The 15,599-nt window shown below is 57.9% G+C and carries 15 protein-coding genes and 1 pseudogene; 3 read left to right on the forward strand and 13 right to left on the reverse strand.

Annotation, left to right across the window (positions count from 1 at the left end):
• Window position 1: 1 nt before the first annotated feature.
• The 9 genes and pseudogenes from D882_RS0112550 to D882_RS0112590 form a co-directional block, all read right to left on the reverse strand.
• Window positions 2-835: an IclR family transcriptional regulator gene (locus tag D882_RS0112550; protein ID WP_027923575.1), complete on the reverse strand. Its 834-nt coding sequence runs from the start codon at window positions 833-835 to the stop codon at window positions 2-4.
• The gene (locus D882_RS0112555; protein WP_027923576.1) at window positions 832-1,716 is read right to left on the reverse strand and encodes an alpha/beta fold hydrolase; all 885 of its coding nucleotides are present in this window, start codon (window positions 1,714-1,716) and stop codon (window positions 832-834) included. Before D882_RS0112555 ends, D882_RS0112550 begins: the two co-directional genes overlap by 4 nt.
• Window positions 1,717-1,720: 4 nt before the next feature.
• Complete coding sequence (locus D882_RS0112560) at window positions 1,721-2,260, reverse strand: cupin domain-containing protein (protein ID WP_027923577.1); 540 nt, start codon at window positions 2,258-2,260, stop codon at window positions 1,721-1,723.
• Window positions 2,261-2,278: 18 nt separating this feature from the next.
• A complete protein-coding gene (locus D882_RS0112565; protein ID WP_172825941.1) occupies window positions 2,279-3,046 on the reverse strand; it encodes an SDR family oxidoreductase in 768 nt (255 codons plus the stop codon).
• On the reverse strand, window positions 3,043-3,819 hold the full coding sequence (locus D882_RS0112570) for an ABC transporter permease (RefSeq protein ID WP_027923579.1): 777 nt from the start codon (window positions 3,817-3,819) through the stop codon (window positions 3,043-3,045). The genes D882_RS0112565 and D882_RS0112570 overlap by 4 nt, the downstream gene beginning before the upstream one ends.
• A 28-nt stretch (window positions 3,820-3,847) precedes the next feature.
• The gene (locus D882_RS0112575; RefSeq protein WP_027923580.1) at window positions 3,848-4,849 is read right to left on the reverse strand and encodes an ABC transporter substrate-binding protein; all 1,002 of its coding nucleotides are present in this window, start codon (window positions 4,847-4,849) and stop codon (window positions 3,848-3,850) included.
• 39 nt (window positions 4,850-4,888) lie between these two features.
• Window positions 4,889-5,725, reverse strand: coding sequence for an ABC transporter ATP-binding protein (locus tag D882_RS0112580; RefSeq protein WP_050590200.1), 837 nt, complete (start codon window positions 5,723-5,725; stop codon window positions 4,889-4,891).
• Between the two features lie 409 nt (window positions 5,726-6,134).
• Window positions 6,135-6,323, reverse strand: a pseudogene (locus D882_RS1000000133165) (aromatic alcohol reductase); the annotation flags it as partial.
• Window positions 6,324-6,836: 513 nt separating this feature from the next.
• The gene (locus tag D882_RS0112590; protein ID WP_256218388.1) at window positions 6,837-8,369 is read right to left on the reverse strand and encodes a diguanylate cyclase; all 1,533 of its coding nucleotides are present in this window, start codon (window positions 8,367-8,369) and stop codon (window positions 6,837-6,839) included.
• Window positions 8,370-9,054: 685 nt separating this feature from the next.
• On the opposite strand from D882_RS0112590, the gene D882_RS0112595 reads away from it, so the two are divergent.
• Window positions 9,055-9,414: a DUF6124 family protein gene (locus tag D882_RS0112595; RefSeq protein WP_027923584.1), complete on the forward strand. Its 360-nt coding sequence runs from the start codon at window positions 9,055-9,057 to the stop codon at window positions 9,412-9,414.
• A gap of 140 nt (window positions 9,415-9,554) precedes the next feature.
• Here the strand turns inward: D882_RS0112595 and D882_RS0112600 are convergent, their stop codons facing one another.
• Together D882_RS0112600 and D882_RS0112605 are read right to left on the reverse strand one after the other, a co-directional pair.
• Window positions 9,555-11,072, reverse strand: a complete 1,518-nt coding sequence (locus tag D882_RS0112600) for a DUF2235 domain-containing protein (RefSeq protein WP_027923585.1) — start codon at window positions 11,070-11,072, stop codon at window positions 9,555-9,557.
• Window positions 11,073-11,249: 177 nt separating this feature from the next.
• Window positions 11,250-12,176: a universal stress protein gene (locus D882_RS0112605; protein WP_027923586.1), complete on the reverse strand. Its 927-nt coding sequence runs from the start codon at window positions 12,174-12,176 to the stop codon at window positions 11,250-11,252.
• A gap of 377 nt (window positions 12,177-12,553) precedes the next feature.
• Between D882_RS0112605 and D882_RS0112615 the strand changes: the two genes are divergently transcribed.
• Entirely contained in the window at window positions 12,554-12,769 is a 216-nt protein-coding gene (locus tag D882_RS0112615) for a hypothetical protein (protein ID WP_027923588.1), read from the forward strand.
• A gap of 47 nt (window positions 12,770-12,816) precedes the next feature.
• On the opposite strand, the gene D882_RS0112620 is transcribed toward D882_RS0112615, so the two are convergent.
• The gene (locus D882_RS0112620) at window positions 12,817-13,803 is read right to left on the reverse strand and encodes a diguanylate cyclase domain-containing protein (protein ID WP_256218391.1); all 987 of its coding nucleotides are present in this window, start codon (window positions 13,801-13,803) and stop codon (window positions 12,817-12,819) included.
• 73 nt (window positions 13,804-13,876) lie between these two features.
• Between D882_RS0112620 and D882_RS0112625 the strand changes: the two genes are divergently transcribed.
• On the forward strand, window positions 13,877-14,800 hold the full coding sequence (locus D882_RS0112625) for a universal stress protein (RefSeq protein ID WP_027923590.1): 924 nt from the start codon (window positions 13,877-13,879) through the stop codon (window positions 14,798-14,800).
• 53 nt (window positions 14,801-14,853) lie between these two features.
• On the opposite strand, the gene D882_RS0112630 is transcribed toward D882_RS0112625, so the two are convergent.
• Complete coding sequence (locus D882_RS0112630; protein ID WP_027923591.1) at window positions 14,854-15,417, reverse strand: GNAT family N-acetyltransferase; 564 nt, start codon at window positions 15,415-15,417, stop codon at window positions 14,854-14,856.
• Between the last annotated feature and the right edge of the window lie 182 nt (window positions 15,418-15,599).

The following is a 15,599-nucleotide window of genomic DNA, read 5'->3' on the forward strand; positions in this document are numbered from 1 at the left end:
CTCAATCCCTCATCAATGCAGTGACGCGGTGCCCGTCATGGGCAGCAGCGCTGTTGTAGTTGAGCAGGCGCGACAGTTCGTCGGCGCTGCGGCGCACTTGCAGGAGCAACTCGTTGAAGTTGACGTGAGCGATCTGTGCGGTCGGGATCGTGACGCCCAGCGCGGCGACGATCCTGCTCGTCTCATCGCGCACCGGGGCGGCGACGGTCGAGATCGTTGACTCGAAGAAGCCTTCGCTGCTGACGAAACCGCGCTGGCGGTCAGCCTGAACCAGGTCGAACAGTTCCATCACGGTTTTCGGCGTGCACGGCGAGAACTGCTCCAGATGGTCTTCCGGGTACAGCTCACGCAACTCGGCCAGCGACAAGTCTTCGAGCAGAATTCGTCCGAGGACAGTGGCGTGGGCGGGCAGGCGAGTGCCGACGTTGACCGCACTGGAGAACACTGACGGCGGCGAGACCTTGGCCACGTAAACGATCGAACGACCATCGCGCACCACCAGGTTGCTCGGGTAGTTGAGGCGGTCGCACAAGCGAGCCAGCAGCGGCTGGCCCAGTTCGGTCAGTTCCAGCGAAGCCAGGTATTCAAAGCCCAGGCGTAGCACCGACATGCCCAAGCGGTATTCATTGCCGCTGCGGGTGACAAACCCCATGGTTTCCAGGGTCGACAGCAGACGAAATATGGTCGAGCGTGGCAGTGCCAGACGCCGGGCCAGTTCTGGCGCTGTCAGCGTGCGATTGCGCCGGCTGAATTCGCAGAGCAGCAGCAGACCGCGCTCCAGGCCCGGCACGATGTATTTGTCCTGAGCGTCCTTCAGCAGATCTGAATCGTTCATAGAGATGCACCTGTCAGGGATTCTTTAATGGCAAAGGCCAGACGGCCCGCCACGACATAAGGTTGTTCAATAGGGCTGGCATGCCCGGCATCGGCAATCAGGTTGAACGTGGCGCCCAACGCCTTGGCCAGGGTCAGGCAGCTTTCGGGCGCGGTGATGCCGTCGGCCTCGCCGCAATGCACTTCGCAAGGCATCGACAGCGGTGGGTGCCGCAGCAGGTCATCGCTGCACAGCAGTTCAATGGCCTGGCGATAGCCATCGGGATTGAGCCGCGCCATGTTCCATCGCACCCAGGCCAGTGCTTTCGGGCTGGCGGCGGGTGAAAGCATGTAGGGACTGCGTTGCTCGGCCATCTGCTGAATGCTCAGTTGTTCCAGGGCACGCAGGCGTTTGTTGCGCACTTCCTGACGCTGCAACGCGCGTGATGGATGGCCATAGCCTTGGGCCGGGCTGATCAAGACCAGCCGGCTGATCCGTTGCTGCTGCACGCCGCTGGCGAACGCCGTGGCAGTAATCGCGCCCAGGGAATGACCCACCAGCACACAGCGCTGGATGCCCAGTGCGTCGAGCAGTTGCAGCAGTCGTTCGGCGTAGTCCGAAGCGTCGGGGGCCAGCGATCTCAGCGGCGTGGAATCACCGTAGCCGGGCGCGTCCCAGGCAATCACCCGGGCGCTCTGGCCAAGCTCCTGCGCCACCTCTAACCACGACGCCGAGCCTGAGCCGATCCCGTGCAACAACACAATGGCCGGCCCGGCCCCGCATTCGCGAAAGGCTTGGCGACCGCCGGCGATCTCCAGCGTACGCACCGGAAAGTTCAGGGCCAGTTGTGCCTGGAGGTCAGCCGTGAGCGGCGAAACGAGATTATCGATGGCGTACGACATGGGCTTATCCGCGCTTGATCGAGGCCAGAGGGTGTTCTGGCGGGTAGGTCGGGGTCAGCGGTTTTTTCGCGCCGAGCATCACGCACATCAGCGCGTCTTCATCGCCGATGTTGATCTCTTCGCGGTACACGCCGGGCGGCACGGAAATCACGTCGCGGTCGGTGAGGATGGTTTCGAAGCGCTCGCCGTCCTTTTCGATGATCACTTTGAGTTTGCCGCGCAGCACGAAGAACACTTCTTCAACGTCAGTGTGCAGGTGCGGCGGGCCTTCATGACCGGCCGGAATCACCATGGTCGAGAACGTGAAATTCTCCGACGGGATGGTGTTCATGTCGGTGCTCACGCCGGTGCCGCCGGTGCCGATGTAGCGCATTTGCGCACGACGGAATTTCGGATCGTAGTCGGCCTGGAACTTCAGCGCGTTCCAGTCGTACTTGCGCGTGTCATAGCGAGCGATGCGGGTTTTCATCCAGCTTTCGAGATCGCTGCCGGCTGGCTGTTCCCAGCTTTTCGGGGTGTCTTGCTGTGCTGATAAATCGGTCATGGCTGTCTCCAGATCAAGTCAAGGCATGACGAACCCGCCGTTGACCGGCAAGGTTTGTCCAGTGATGAAACGGGCGAGGTCGGACAGCGCGAACAACACGGCGCCGCTGACGTCTTCGGGAAGTTGTGGGCGTTGAATGGCCCGGTGATCGTTGTACAAACGGTGACGTGCTTCGGGCACGTAGGCGGTCGCTTCGACCAGCACCAGGCCCGGCGCGATGGCGTTGACCGTGATGTTGTCGGTGCCCAGTTCGCGGGCCAGGCTGCGGGTCATCGCGATGATTGCGCCCTTGCTGGCGACATAGGCCAGCAGGTTGGGCGCACCCCACAGCGGCGTGTCCGACGCCAGGTTGACGATGGCGCCATGACCGCTGGCGCGCAGGGCCGGCAGACACGCCTTGGTCATCAGCCAGGTGCCGCGCACGTTGACTTGCATGACCTGATCCCAGGTCTCGAGGCTCAGCTCTTCGCAGGTCTTGCCGCCGGAATTGGTGATTGAAGCGTTGTTCACCAGGCCGTCGAGGCCGCCGAGCAAGCGGGTGGCTTCAGCCACGCAGGCATCGATCGAATCGGGTTGCGCCAGATCAACTGTCACGCCATGCACGGTCAGGCCTTCGGCGACGAGTTCAGTGGCCGATTGCTGGACGCGCTCGGCAAGAATGTCGGCGATCACCACGTGGGCACCGGCGCGGCCGATGGCCTGGGCAAAGGCATAACCCAATCCGCGGGCGCCCCCGGTGACCAGGATCCGGCGGCCTTCGAGCAAACGATTGAGGGCCGTCATCATTGGGTACTCAGCATGGCTTTGGGCATGTAATGCAGAACGCGTTTCTCGGCCCAGACCACCGCGCCGTAAGAGAGCACACCGATCAGCGTGAGCATCACAATGGCGACGAATACGCCCGCGGTGTTGCCCTGACCTTCGGCATCGACCAGCAGGAATCCCAAGCCCTGGTTGCCGCCGACCAGCTCACCGACGGTGACGCCGATCACAGCCAGGGTGGAGGCAATGCGCAAGCCCGAGAACAGCGCGGCCATGGCCGATGGGAACTCCACCAGGCGGAAGATCTGCCAGCGACTGGCGTTCATGGTCCGGACCAGGTTGATCATGTCCGGGTCAACGGTGCGGATGGCCGACAGCACGTTGATCATCACCGGGAAGAACACAATCAGGATGGCAATCAGGATCTTCGGGTAAATCGTGTAGCCCAGCCACATCACGAACAGCGGGGCGAAGGCGACTTTGGGGGCGATTTGCAGGGCCAAAATGTATGGCGACAGCATGGCTTCGGCAGCGGGCGAGAGCCCGAGCGAAACACCGATCGCCACACCGAGCAGAGCGCCCAGGCCGAAGCCGACGATGATCTCGAATGCGGTGATCAAGGTATGTTGCAGCAGACCGCCGGTTTGCCACATCACCACACTTTCCTGGGCCACGCGGCTCAGGTGCGGCATGACGAATTCGGGCATGCCGAGCAGTCCCGGGCCCCATTGCCAGAGCACCAGGAACAGGATCAGCAGGGCAACGCTGCCGAGCATGGAGTTATTGAGGTTTTTCATCGTGTCGTTACCTTGTTGTCACTCGCCGTTATTGCGCAGCTGTTTGGGTGTCGATGAACTGATTGGTGTACAGGTCGTCGAGCTTCGGTTCCTGGTTGACGATGCCTTCGCTGACATAGAACGTGCGGACCGCTTCCAGCCGCGCCGGATCGATGCGACCCAGTACGGTTTGGTTGGCGTAGACGTGTTCGACGTAAAGCTTGAAGACCTTCTCCAGCGAATCTTCTTTGCCGGCGTAGGCGGGGACAGCTTTGGCGAAGGTGAGTGCCGCGGCGTGCGGGTCCTGGATGATGTCGCGCATGCCTTGCAGGGTGGCCTGGACCACGCCGCGAACAATTTCCGGGTGCGTCTTGATGGCGTCGTCCGACGCGAGAATTGCCTGGGCCATGCTTTCGAAAATTTGCGATTGCGGGATCAGTTTGATCTTCACACCGGCTTCTTCGGCGTTGACCACCCAGTCCGGTACGCCCGCCATCGCCTGGGCTTTGTCAGCCGAGAATAACTGCCAGACGCCCGACGGGCCGGCAGCCTGGATGTTCACGTCGGTTTTGCTCAGGCCTGCTTTTCGAAGGGAGGCGAGCAAGGCGTAATAGGTGGTGTCCGAGTAGGACATCACCGTCATGGTCTTGCCCTTGAGGTCAGTGATCGAGTTGATATTTTCGGCGGCGTTGGTGGCAATCATAGTTACACCGCCGGCGCCCAGCACGGCGACGGAGCGCACCGGAATACCGTTGGCCCGCACCACAATCGGGGTATCACCCAGGGCACCGCCGAGCATGGCGTTACCGGCACCGATCTGCTTCGCCACGTCCACACCGCCCTTGGCCGCGATGAAGGTCATGTTCAGATTCTGCGCGGCGTAGTAACCCTTTTGCTGGGCAATGATCCACGGGGCGAACGCCGGCGAGTTCGGCGGCGCCGGCAACAAGTAGGTCACGTCGGTGGGCTGCGCCTGCGCGGCGAAGGCCATGCCCAGGCCGAGCGCAATGCCGCTGGCCTGGCTGAAGCGTTGAAACAGAGACTTGAACATGCGTACTCCTGAATCGGTTGATGGCCGCAAGGGCGTTGATCAATGCAGTTCGGTGTCTTCGCCGACTTTCAGCAATTCCATCAGGCGACCGGCCAGCGGACCGATCTCCGGCAGCTTGCGGCGCTCCAGCGGGTTGTCGCGAAACGGCAGGTCGACGTTGATTTCTTCGATGATGGTGCCCGGGCGGGCACTCATGACCAGCAACCGGTCGGACATGGCGATGGCTTCGATCAGGTCATGGGTAATGAACAGGGCGGTTTTCTTTTCGTCGAACAGCATCCGCGCCATGTCCTGCTGCAGGATCATCTTGGTCTGCGCATCCAGGGCCGAGAACGGCTCGTCGAGGAACAGCACTTGCGGGTCGATGGCCAAGGTACGAGCCAGGGCTGCACGCTGCCGCATGCCGCCCGACAGCTGGAACGGGTAGTGGTCGGCAAAGCCTTGCAGGTGGCAACGATCGAGCAGATCTTTGGCCACGGCCTGACGCTTAGCGGCCGGTACACCTTGAATTTCCAGGCCCAGTTCGACATTGCGACGAATGCTGCGCCATGGCATCAGCAGGTCTTTTTGCAGCATGAAAGCAACTTGGCGAACCGGACCTGTCACCGCTTCACCGCCGACAAACACTTCGCCTTCGGAAGGTCGATAGAGGCCGGAGCCCATGTTCAGAATGGTGCTTTTGCCGCAACCGGAAGGGCCGATGATCGACACCACTTCACCGCGGCGAATCTTGAAATTGACGTCGCGAATGGCAAACGGCGCTTCGGACTTTCCTTTGGCCGGGAAACATTTGCCGACATTGCGAAATTCAATTTCGATGGGCTCCAGATCTTCCTTGGGAGCGGGTTTATTCCATTGAGGGGCGATGGCGTACATCTCGTTCACAGCCATTGGGAAGGGTCTCTGGTCTGTTTTATAGGTGATACGGTGTTTATTGCATGAACAATGCCACTGAGTTGCCCAGTTGGTTTTTTCTTAAAAAAACCTTTCTTATTATGAAGTTACGTTGAATTTCTCATTTCACGCACGTTTCATATATGAAACAAGGTTTCCTGTGTGGCACGAAATTGCACATTTGATGTGTATTACAGGGAAACTGCGAAAGGGAGGATGCTTGGTTCAGTAACGCCGAACGCGGGAACATGGCGGATTTGTTTCAAATATGAAACGAGTTACTTCATGTGCCCGTGTACTTATATAAGCAGGAGTGATTAGCGGGGAGGTAAGGGGCGTGAGGTTTACTGCGCGGATAAATACCCGATAGTTTGGTATGCCGCAGGGAGCAAGCCACACCTTTGCCTTGTGCGAACACTGCGCGGTACTTTTTGATGTGATGAGTGGGGGCTTTTTCCAGTTCCCGGATCAAGTGCGCAACCATCCAGACGTTACGTTTGAATGGACGTCCCGGGACACGTTCGAGGATGCCCGCCACCTGCCCATACGTTACGGTGTCACCAGCAAGGTAGACGATTTGGAGGTGAAGCCCACACCGGCTCATCGAACCGCAGAAGTCGAGAGCACCCAGACAATGATCGGTTGTTTGCCCACCTCAAGCGCTTCCTGAAATTGGATCGCTTGCGACTACGTGGCATGAGTGGCGCGACCGATGAGTTCATGTCGCCGGCTGGCCAAATTTACATCTCAAGGGCCACCGGTTACGGGATAGGTGCGCCTGCACTAAGCAAAAAAACTCAAACTAACCCAATAGCAGAGCAGCAAAGATCAACGAAGAGCTGAGAAATCACTCAAGTGGTGAGTAGGCTCTCTGGCGGTGATCATGCTTGAGTTCAGGCGAGCTGAGAATCCGATTGTTTTCAACAGAAATCGGCCGATTTCAGCCCTTCCCCGAAGGACTGATTTGGGTCGTCTTCTGCCGGTCATTACCAGGGGGGGTGCTGGACAATGGGACGATGACCTGAACGCAGAGCGCGGCTGCGAAGCTGTCGAGTTTTGGCTTTTGCGCCGTGACATCCGGGTAGCCGACCTGCTACATATCGGCAAGTTGGACTTGATCTCTACCACTTGATTTAGCACTGTACATCGCGGTATCAGCGCGCCGAATGAAGGCGTCAAACGATTCTGATGGAATCCACGTGGCAACGCCGAAGCTACACGTCGCCTGTCCAATATCATCAAATGGCAGGTTGCTTATTAGAGCTCGAAGCTTTTCTGCCAGTAGCCTTGTATCGTTCAGTTGGCTATCCGGGCAGATCAATGCAAACTCTTCTCCGCCTGTTCTGCACAACAGATCGGTTTTGCGTGTTGCCGAACGTATTCGTGTGCACAACGACTTCAAAACGTTATCACCACACTGATGGCCCCAGCGGTCGTTGATGTGTTTGAAGTGATCGACGTCAAACATGATCAGCGACAGAGGGCGGTATTGCACGTTAGCCTCGATGAGCAGGCGCTCCATCAACTCTTCGAAGTATCGGCGGTTATAGACTCCGGTCAGGTGATCGGTAATGTTCAACAACCGCAAGTCTTTCGTGCGTTCATCAACCAGCGAGAGGGCGCGGGCGCGCTGCGTAATCAGCAAGTACACCATCAAGGTCAGCAGCAGCGTCAACCCAGCTCCGAACACGATAATTAGGCTGATGGACAGTGCGTAGCTGTTGGCGACCAGAAATGTTGGGCTGGGTCTAAACTGGATCAAGTAATTTTGGTCGGCTACTTTCAGTAGCCGCTGCGCGTACAGCGCTGAAGGGGCCGCAGGGGCAATGCTCTGATAAATGTTTTCCCCTTGATGCTGTGTGTCGATCAATGAAAGTGTCACGTTCAGTCGTTGCAGACTTGGTAATGGAATGCCTTGTTCCATCAACGAAGCCAAGCGTACGGTGGAGACAACGAACCCCTGCAAATTATCATCGTTCAATGGAACCTCAGGGGACTCCTGGAATACAGGTGCGACAAAGAAAATCCCCGACTGCCCATTGGTCATTTTCAACGGTTCCGACACAACTATTTGACGTGTTTCTCGTGCCTTGCTCATCAAGGCTTGGCGACCGGGGCGAGCCAGAACATCCATGCCCGGTATTATCTTTACGTCGTCGCGCTTCAATAAGTAGAGCAATATCCAGTGTTCAGGCCGGCTGGCGAGGGGGACTTTTTCGCCGGTGACGGGATTAATTTCATGGTATGAAAAATCACGGGTGCCATTGAGAAGCGCCTTGGCGCGAAACGCTTGGAGATCCTTCTCGAGAATCCTTGGTACCCAGCTATAGGCTTCGTCCTCTTCCACTAGAGGCGTAACGAATCCCAGAAACTCCTTTTCAGTGACATCGTCGGCGTTGATAAAGAAACGCCTTACAACGTCTAGTTTCAAGACCTGAGTATTAAAGCGTCGTTGCAGGCGACTGAATCTTTCGTCGACCTCCAGTTGAAAAGCAACGCTAACGGTACGTTTCTCTGACCCTACGAACAGAATCAGCACCAAGAACGTGACGGCGACCCCAGCCAGGCACACCAGACCGCAAAGGGTCACGTCTGATGCTTTGAGTGCGTTCTGACGAGTAGACATCATTTTGTGTTCCTTGCTCATCGCCAACAACAGCGTGCAGTGACTTGGAGTACTTTTGCAGTATCGGCACGCCCGTCGTTATCTTTATAAGGACACCTTGGCCGACCCTCAGCAGGCTTCGGTCGATAGGCATACGGCAGCCAGTTTGGCTGCGCTCAGGCATGCCCAAGCTGGCAAATGGCAAAGTCGCGCAACCCGCTTTTCTGGATCTTTCTCGACCGACTGCTTTTGGCCGATTACCGATTGATTCAAGAGACAACATTGCTACCTCTTTCACCCTCCGTAGGAAGTACGTGTCAGCCCATTCAACAACACTTGAGAGCTTATGTTTAAGCACCCTCAAGGTTACGTCCTGAAAGCTACAAAACCTTGTGCCTTTGCCTACGGGTACGCCAGAATCCGCCGGCTTGTGCGCTTTTGGGCCTCTCGGTAACTTGACTCGTGTCACTGCCCATCAGTGATCGGGTTTCGCAGCCCGGGTAATCTCTAGACGCACAACGTCTACGTCCATGAACAGATGCTTCGTCAGGTCTGTCCCTCATGTCATGTCATGGCGGCTGTGCGTGGGAGACCTTCGGGTCTGCCGGGTTCCTAGAGTCCTGGTCTGCGAACCCGCGTACAGTTGCCACCTTATTTTTCGTTTCGCAGCGAATCGTGGCAGCTCCATTTCTCTAGGAGTTTCACCATGTTCAAGGTAACCCCCAATCCACCAGACACCGATCCAGTGTCCCCGTACGAACCCGATTCAAAAAAGCTCAACGAGGCCGCCGAACGCGCCCTCAACGTCCACTTCCCGTCGAACGCCGACATCAAAGCCACCCCGCGAACACGCAGCACGCTATTTTCCGTGGACCCGAAAGCCACAGCCGAAACCCTGGCGGTTTTTTTGGTCGAGACACTGGCTTCGCTTGATGTGATGGTCCACCACTTGGTGGATCATCTGGAGGGGGAGGCGCGCTACGCGCTGCTGGGCATTTCCAACAGCATCATGGTGGCAGAGATCACGGCGAATGGAGTGCTGGATAAGATTGAGCCAGCTGTGTGACCGCTGTTTTGTGACGAAGGAACTTGCCACAGGTTATTCGTTGTTTCAGCAGGGTGTGCAGTCAGAAGCCCCGTCCCCTCTGAGGGGGCGGGGCTTCATGCATTTCACCTCCTCGCAATAACCCGGTGATCAGCCATGGATTACTGAATCGTCAACGCCACATGCCCCTTGTTATTCCCATAGCAATTCCACGCGTCATTGGCATAGGCATAGAGATACCCCGAGCGCTTCGGCGTGTACGTGCAGCCGTGGCCGATGAGGAAGGTTTCCGGTTTCAACAGGACGCCTTTGGCGTCGACACCCTCGCTGTTGGCGATTGCGCCGACGAGACTGAACCAAGGGTAATTCTCGTGGCGGCGGGTGAAGTAAAAGTTTGCGTCGCTGTTGTTGAACAGCTTGCTGTACCAGGTTTCCAGTTTGCCCAATGCCGCGCCGGCCACGTAGGCCAGTTCGCTGGGTTGAAAATGCTTGCTCACTGGCCCGGCCGGGTCGCAAACGATCGAGGCGTCCAGCCACTCACCGCTGGCGCTAAAGGTGTACGTGGTGCCAGCGTTGAGCCACAGGCCGGTTTCGTTCCACGGCTGGCGGGCGGAGATGTCCAGTACCAGCGGGTTAGGCGGTGCCAGCAAGCGTGCTTTGCGGTAGGGCGATTGGGTGATGGGGGGGACTTTCTGCCGGTCCAGTGCTGATGTGTGGAACAACGTCTGTTGTGTGCTCATGTCGGCCACGCTGCGGGGTTGAGTCGGCAGCACAGTGAACACGCCATCACAGGAGTCGTGCAGGGTGTCGTAGAGGTCTGGCTTGATCTGCTTGACAATATTGGGGTCAAAAATCAGTCCGGCCGCGCTCGCCTCATCAATCATCCACTTCAGCGCGCCATTGGCCAGGCCGCAGTTCTGGTAGCCACCGCCGACGTCTGAATGCACGCCGGGGAACCAGATTTGCTGGAGGTCGGTGCCCGTCGGCGGCTTGCTCCACAGCGTCGGCTGGAACGAGGCGCGGCGTTCGTCCATCGCCAACGCGTGGCGGGCGTACTTGACCGAGGGGTGCAGCGTGGTGTCGTGGAAGGTGTAGCGTTCGCGATTGTCGAGCAGATTGAGCAATGCCATGTCGTCGGGGATGCCCAGCGCACCGACGGTGTCCCAGACCCCAATGAAACGAATGGGGATCGAATTGCCAGCCTTGTTGTGGAACTGCCAACCTTGCGCATCCCAGTCTTTGCGCTCCTCGGTTTTACGCCGGTAGCCGTAGGTGAGCAGGGTCTGGATGCGCGTCCAGACCTCGGCGGGTGGTAACCCGACGATCTGCAACAGCCCGCAGCGGCCAATGAACCCGGCAAGGCTGCGCACCGTGTAAGCGCCGCGGCTGAAGCCGAACAGGAAGATGTTGTCGCCGGGCTGGTAGCAGTAACAGAGCTTCTGGTAGGCGCTCATGATGTTGTCATCAAGGCCGGCACCGGTGCCGCCGCCGACGGCTTTATCCCACCAACTGCCATTGGTGCCGACACCGGGGTGATAGTAGGTGGTTTGTGCTACGCCCTTGGCGTTGTCAGCTACGGCGTTGTAAAGCCGCACCACGTTGGTGGGGGCGGGGATGCCTTGGTCGAGTTGGTCGGGGGTGTTCCAGGTGCCGTCGCAGCAAATCACCAGATTAGTCATGGCAAATCCTTTTTCCCGGCTAGCAGGTGCCGGTTGACGAAGCCCGACGGCGGGTTTGGCTGCAGACTGCTGGCCAGTATCAGGCGTGTCGGGGGGAAAGGGCAGCAAACAAGATTCAAGATCAGCACCGCTTGGGCGTCAAGCGGTGCCAGCCTAAAACGCGGCAACAACCCTGCCTCAGTCCTCCAGCGTCTCTGGCGAAACGACCCACACGCTGCACGGCATTTTGTACAGCAGGTGTTCCACCGTACTGCCGACCAATCGCTCAATGCCACGATGACCGACCCGGCCCATCACGATGACGTCGATGCTATAAGCATCGGCATAACTGGAGAGGACCTTGGCCGGGTCGCCCATGATCATGTGCTGACGCTCCGGCGGGATGCCATTGCGATCAGCCAGATCGCGGAAAGTCTGGCCCTGTGCATCGAACAGTGATTTGGCTTTGCCTGAAGAGAAAAACGCCGACGCATTATCAAAGCCGAATTCGTTAGCGCTGATGGAGGAAAGGTCATGGGCGTAGATCACATCGAGCTCAGCGTTACAGATGCTCGCCAGTTTCGAGGCTTCGCGCAGAATCCTGTCGTTGAAACCCGCGTATTGACCGTCACGATGGAACGGGTCGACCGCGACGAGGATTCTTCGCGGCAGCGCGTGCTGCACATTGCTGACAAAATGCAGCGGCACCGGGCATTCGCGCAGCAGATGGATATCCAGTGGCGTGAACATCAGGCGTGACAGCAGCGATTCATGCTCCAGCGCCTTGATCAGTACCGCCATCGGCTGTTCTTTGAGGTGAATGAGGATTTCTTTCAGAGGTTTTTCTACCCAGACCACCTCCGTGGTGACGTGCACGCCGATTTTACGCAAGGGCCGGGCTTGGTCTTCGAGCCATTGGCGATGACGCTCGACATAGCCCAGGCGCATCTGCTCCAGCGCTTGTTCGTTGACCAGACCGGCGGTCGCCAGTCCCTCCAGGTAGTCGAACGCCACGATATGCAAGGCGGCCCCCGCAGCCTTGGCCAATGCTGCGGCCCGGTCGAAAGCGGGGCTGTTTTCCATCAGCGGCGAAACGACCAGCATGAAACGTGATTGCTCAGACATGACAATTCTCCCGTAGGTCATCGCAGAAACCCTTGCACTCAATGTCGACCGTGCGTTTGGGCCGTAAGGCCTGGTTCTTATCCTGCTGCTGGAGAGGGGGGTTGGGTTTGATCTTTGTCAAAGAGACGGTTGACCGGTTTCAGCGCCTGACGCGCGGTCAATCACAGGCGGCCTTTCACAAAGTATTGACCATTATCAATTTCCGTTCCGCCACCCAGGTGCAGTCTTGCGTCAGTGCCCGACTCCATCGCACGACATGGCCGGGGGCATTCGTCATGGCCATGATTTGTTGGCACACCGGCGGGACAGGTGTGTTGGAGATTGCGATAACACCGTGATGACGGATGGGTGATTCTCGAGGTCGACGGGAGGTGTTTATGATCATTGCAATTACAGAAAAGCGGACGTCCCATTGTTGGGTCGTGCACCTGGATAACCTGGAAGTGAACTTCAACCGCCAAGAGGAAGCTCAGGCGTTCGTTGGTCAACTCAAGGCACGGATCAACGCGCCGCATAAATGGCCAGACACCGCTGCCCAACAGGTATTTATACGGGAGGCACGGGGTAGCCATTTGGCGACGACCATTGAGTAGTCCTGGCGCTGTTCACCCGTGGGCAGACAACTTGTTGTCTTGAACGTTTAATCAGAGGACGGGGTCAGGCCACTGAAGCGACAGGCATTGCCGCCGGTTTTTTTGGCGTGGTACATCGCGTTGTCGGCTTGCTCAAGCAATGCCTCGGCGCTGACACCATCAGCGGGAAACAGGCTGATGCCGACGCTAATGCGCGTTTCTATATGATGTTTATCGATCATGAATGGCTGATCAATCGCGGCAATCAGATTATTGGCCAAGGCCTCGATCTGGTCCCGTTGATCCACACCCGTGATCAGAATCGCAAACTCGTCGCCGCTCAAGCGGGAGACGACATCGGACCTGCGCACGGACCGGCCCAGGCGTTCGGCAACCGCTATCAGCAGCTTGTCGCCACAGCCGTGTCCCAACGTGTCGTTGATGGACTTGAAGCGATCCAGATCGATAAACATCAGTGCCAGCGACTGTTGGAATGTCGTGGCGTGTTCCATCGCCTGTTCAAGCAGATTCAGAAACAATCTGCGGTTAGGCAACCCGGTCAAGGTGTCGTGAAACGCCAGTTGCTGCATATTCGCGCGTTCCTCATCCCTCACTTTGAAGTTATGCAAAATGGCGATGAAGTGCGTCACCACCCCCTGATCGTCAATCACTGGGGTGATGACCTGATTGACAGTGCAATGACCTCCGTCCTTGCGTCGCTCGACCATCTCTCCCTGCCAGGTCAGCCCCGCCAGGATCGTCAGCCACAGGTCCCGATAAAAGGTGGTGCTTTGTCGTCCCGAAGAAAGCAGGTGCGGGGTTTTCCCGACCAGCTCGGGCTTTGAATAGCCACTCAAGAGGCAGAACGCCTTATTGATCCAGACGATGCAGCCCGTGCGCTCGGTGATCAATACCGGATTTGTCGCAGCGTCCAATGCTCTTACCAACAACTGCTGGTCATATTCGATCATTGCCCCCTCCGATACCGCCATTGATGCGTTAAGCCCCAATTCAGGGTAGGCCGAAGGGAAAGGGGGGCGGTTGATCAAGATCAAGTCAGCCGCGGCAGGAACGCTCAATCTGGATGCCTGTTATCTCTATCCTGATGGCCGTGTGCCGAGGTGCCCCATGTCGCAGACTCAGCGTTTACTGTTAATTGCCCCCCCAGCCATGACCCGTACACCGGCTTTCGACCGTGCCGCCGCGCTGGCACTGGCCATGCAATTGCCGTTGCACATCGTCGCGTTCGATTATTTGCAAGCTTTGGCGGTGGCCGGTCTGTTTGCCTCTGAGCAAATGAGTCTCGCCCGTGATGGTTATCTGCAAAGCCATCGGCAATGGCTCGCGGAGCAAGCCGCGTCGATGAGCCAACAGGGCGTGGAGGTCACCAGTGAGGTGGTGTGGGTACAGCACCCTTATGAGGAGGTTTTGCACTACGTCAACGAGATGCCACTGGTACTGATTATCAAGGATGCCCAGGAAGAGTCGGCATTGAAGCGCGTGTTTTTCACGCCACTGGATTGGCAGCTTCTGCGCGATTGTCCGGCGCCGGTGCATCTGGTGACCAATGCCGTTCATCCACGCCCCCGCAATGTGCTGGCGATCATCGATGTCTTGCGCAGTGAAGACCAGGACCATGTATTTAATGACCAGATCATTGACGCAGCCGCCAAGCTTGCCGCCCTGTGTGATGCCCGGCTTGATCTGGTGCATGTGTACGACTGGACGGCAATCTATGCCCAGGACATTGGCTTTGGCGCACTGCCCATGGCCACGGGGATCTATGAAGCTCTGGGGGCGGCGCAGCACGAAGCGTTTGCAGCCATCGCCGAGCGACATGGCGTGCCACCGCAGGATCGGCATTTCATCGAGGGGTCACCGCTGACGAGTATTTGTGATTTTGTCGCCGAGCATCATACGGACATCATTGTCATGGGGACGGTGCAGCATTATGGGTTGAACAAATTGTTGGGGACTACCGCCGAACAGCTCTTGCACCGGGCCCCCTGCAGTGTGCTGGCGATAAAACCGGGCAGGGCGTTGCAATCCTGAGTGCCAAAGCGCCCCACGATGTGCCGTTGGCCTGCACATCGTGGGGCGCTTGTTTACAAGCAGAGGCGGTGAATCACCTGACGGGCGTCATCGGGGTCATTGTGTGTATCGAAGCCCAGTGTCCGGGCCAGGTCGCGCATTGATGTATTGCTGGCGGCGTCCACCGAATACATCTGGCGAAAGCCGTTTTTGCGAGCCGTCTTGATCAGATGCTCCATCAGCAACGTCCCCAGCCCCAGGTGCTTCCAGTCGTCGGCGACCGTCACGGCGCATTCACATTCATGCTCATCGGTGGCGGCGTAACGGCTGATACCGATCTCGATCAATTGGCCGTTTTCGTGAACCAGCGCGATGTAGGCGACGCGCTTTTTGTTATCGGTGTCCATCAACTGATCGAGCATCGCAGCGCCGGGCTCGTTGATCTGTGCGAGAAAACGCATGTGCCGGGATTCGGGCGACAGTCGCTTGATAAACGCGTATTCACGGTCGCGGTCTTTTTCTGCCAGCGGCCGGATCAATACATGCCGGCCGTCCTTGAGCGCTTCGATCCAGTATTGCCCGAGGACCGCGGCGTAAGCCGCTGCAGCCCGTTCGTTGTGGTCTTTGACGGTAAGCATGGGGAGATCCTCCATCCGGTTTGTACAGTGTGCGCGCGGTGACGAACCGCACGGCTCATTCCTTTCTACGCCGTTGGCAGCGGTCAAACCTGATCTGGATCAGATGCCCGTAATGTGGGGCGCTGATTGACGTGTGTTTGATGTAAATCAACGGGAGGGAGGGTGCCGAGCGCAGTCTTGGA

The sequence above is a fragment of the Pseudomonas sp. URMO17WK12:I12 genome (assembly GCF_000514395.1).
In the GTDB taxonomy this organism is placed as follows: Bacteria; Pseudomonadota; Gammaproteobacteria; order Pseudomonadales; family Pseudomonadaceae; genus Aquipseudomonas; species Aquipseudomonas mucoides.

Bases quoted from the DNA above. Each gene is read 5' to 3' on its own strand.
- D882_RS0112625 (WP_027923590.1), top strand. From the start codon at position 13,877: ATGTCGCAGACTCAGCGTTTACTGTTAATTGCCCCCCCAGCCATGACC.
- D882_RS0112630 (WP_027923591.1), bottom strand. From the start codon at position 15,417: ATGCTTACCGTCAAAGACCACAACGAACGGGCTGCAGCGGCTTACGCC.
- D882_RS0112565 (WP_172825941.1), bottom strand. From the start codon at position 3,046: ATGATGACGGCCCTCAATCGTTTGCTCGAAGGCCGCCGGATCCTGGTC.
- D882_RS0112550 (WP_027923575.1), bottom strand. From the start codon at position 835: ATGAACGATTCAGATCTGCTGAAGGACGCTCAGGACAAATACATCGTG.
- D882_RS0112590 (WP_256218388.1), bottom strand. From the start codon at position 8,369: ATGTCTACTCGTCAGAACGCACTCAAAGCATCAGACGTGACCCTTTGC.
- D882_RS0112560 (WP_027923577.1), bottom strand. From the start codon at position 2,260: ATGACCGATTTATCAGCACAGCAAGACACCCCGAAAAGCTGGGAACAG.
- D882_RS0112605 (WP_027923586.1), bottom strand. From the start codon at position 12,176: ATGTCTGAGCAATCACGTTTCATGCTGGTCGTTTCGCCGCTGATGGAA.
- D882_RS0112580 (WP_050590200.1), bottom strand. From the start codon at position 5,725: ATGTACGCCATCGCCCCTCAATGGAATAAACCCGCTCCCAAGGAAGAT.
- D882_RS0112615 (WP_027923588.1), top strand. From the start codon at position 12,554: ATGATCATTGCAATTACAGAAAAGCGGACGTCCCATTGTTGGGTCGTG.
- D882_RS0112595 (WP_027923584.1), top strand. From the start codon at position 9,055: ATGTTCAAGGTAACCCCCAATCCACCAGACACCGATCCAGTGTCCCCG.
- D882_RS0112575 (WP_027923580.1), bottom strand. From the start codon at position 4,849: ATGTTCAAGTCTCTGTTTCAACGCTTCAGCCAGGCCAGCGGCATTGCG.
- D882_RS0112570 (WP_027923579.1), bottom strand. From the start codon at position 3,819: ATGAAAAACCTCAATAACTCCATGCTCGGCAGCGTTGCCCTGCTGATC.
- D882_RS0112600 (WP_027923585.1), bottom strand. From the start codon at position 11,072: ATGACTAATCTGGTGATTTGCTGCGACGGCACCTGGAACACCCCCGAC.
- D882_RS0112555 (WP_027923576.1), bottom strand. From the start codon at position 1,716: ATGTCGTACGCCATCGATAATCTCGTTTCGCCGCTCACGGCTGACCTC.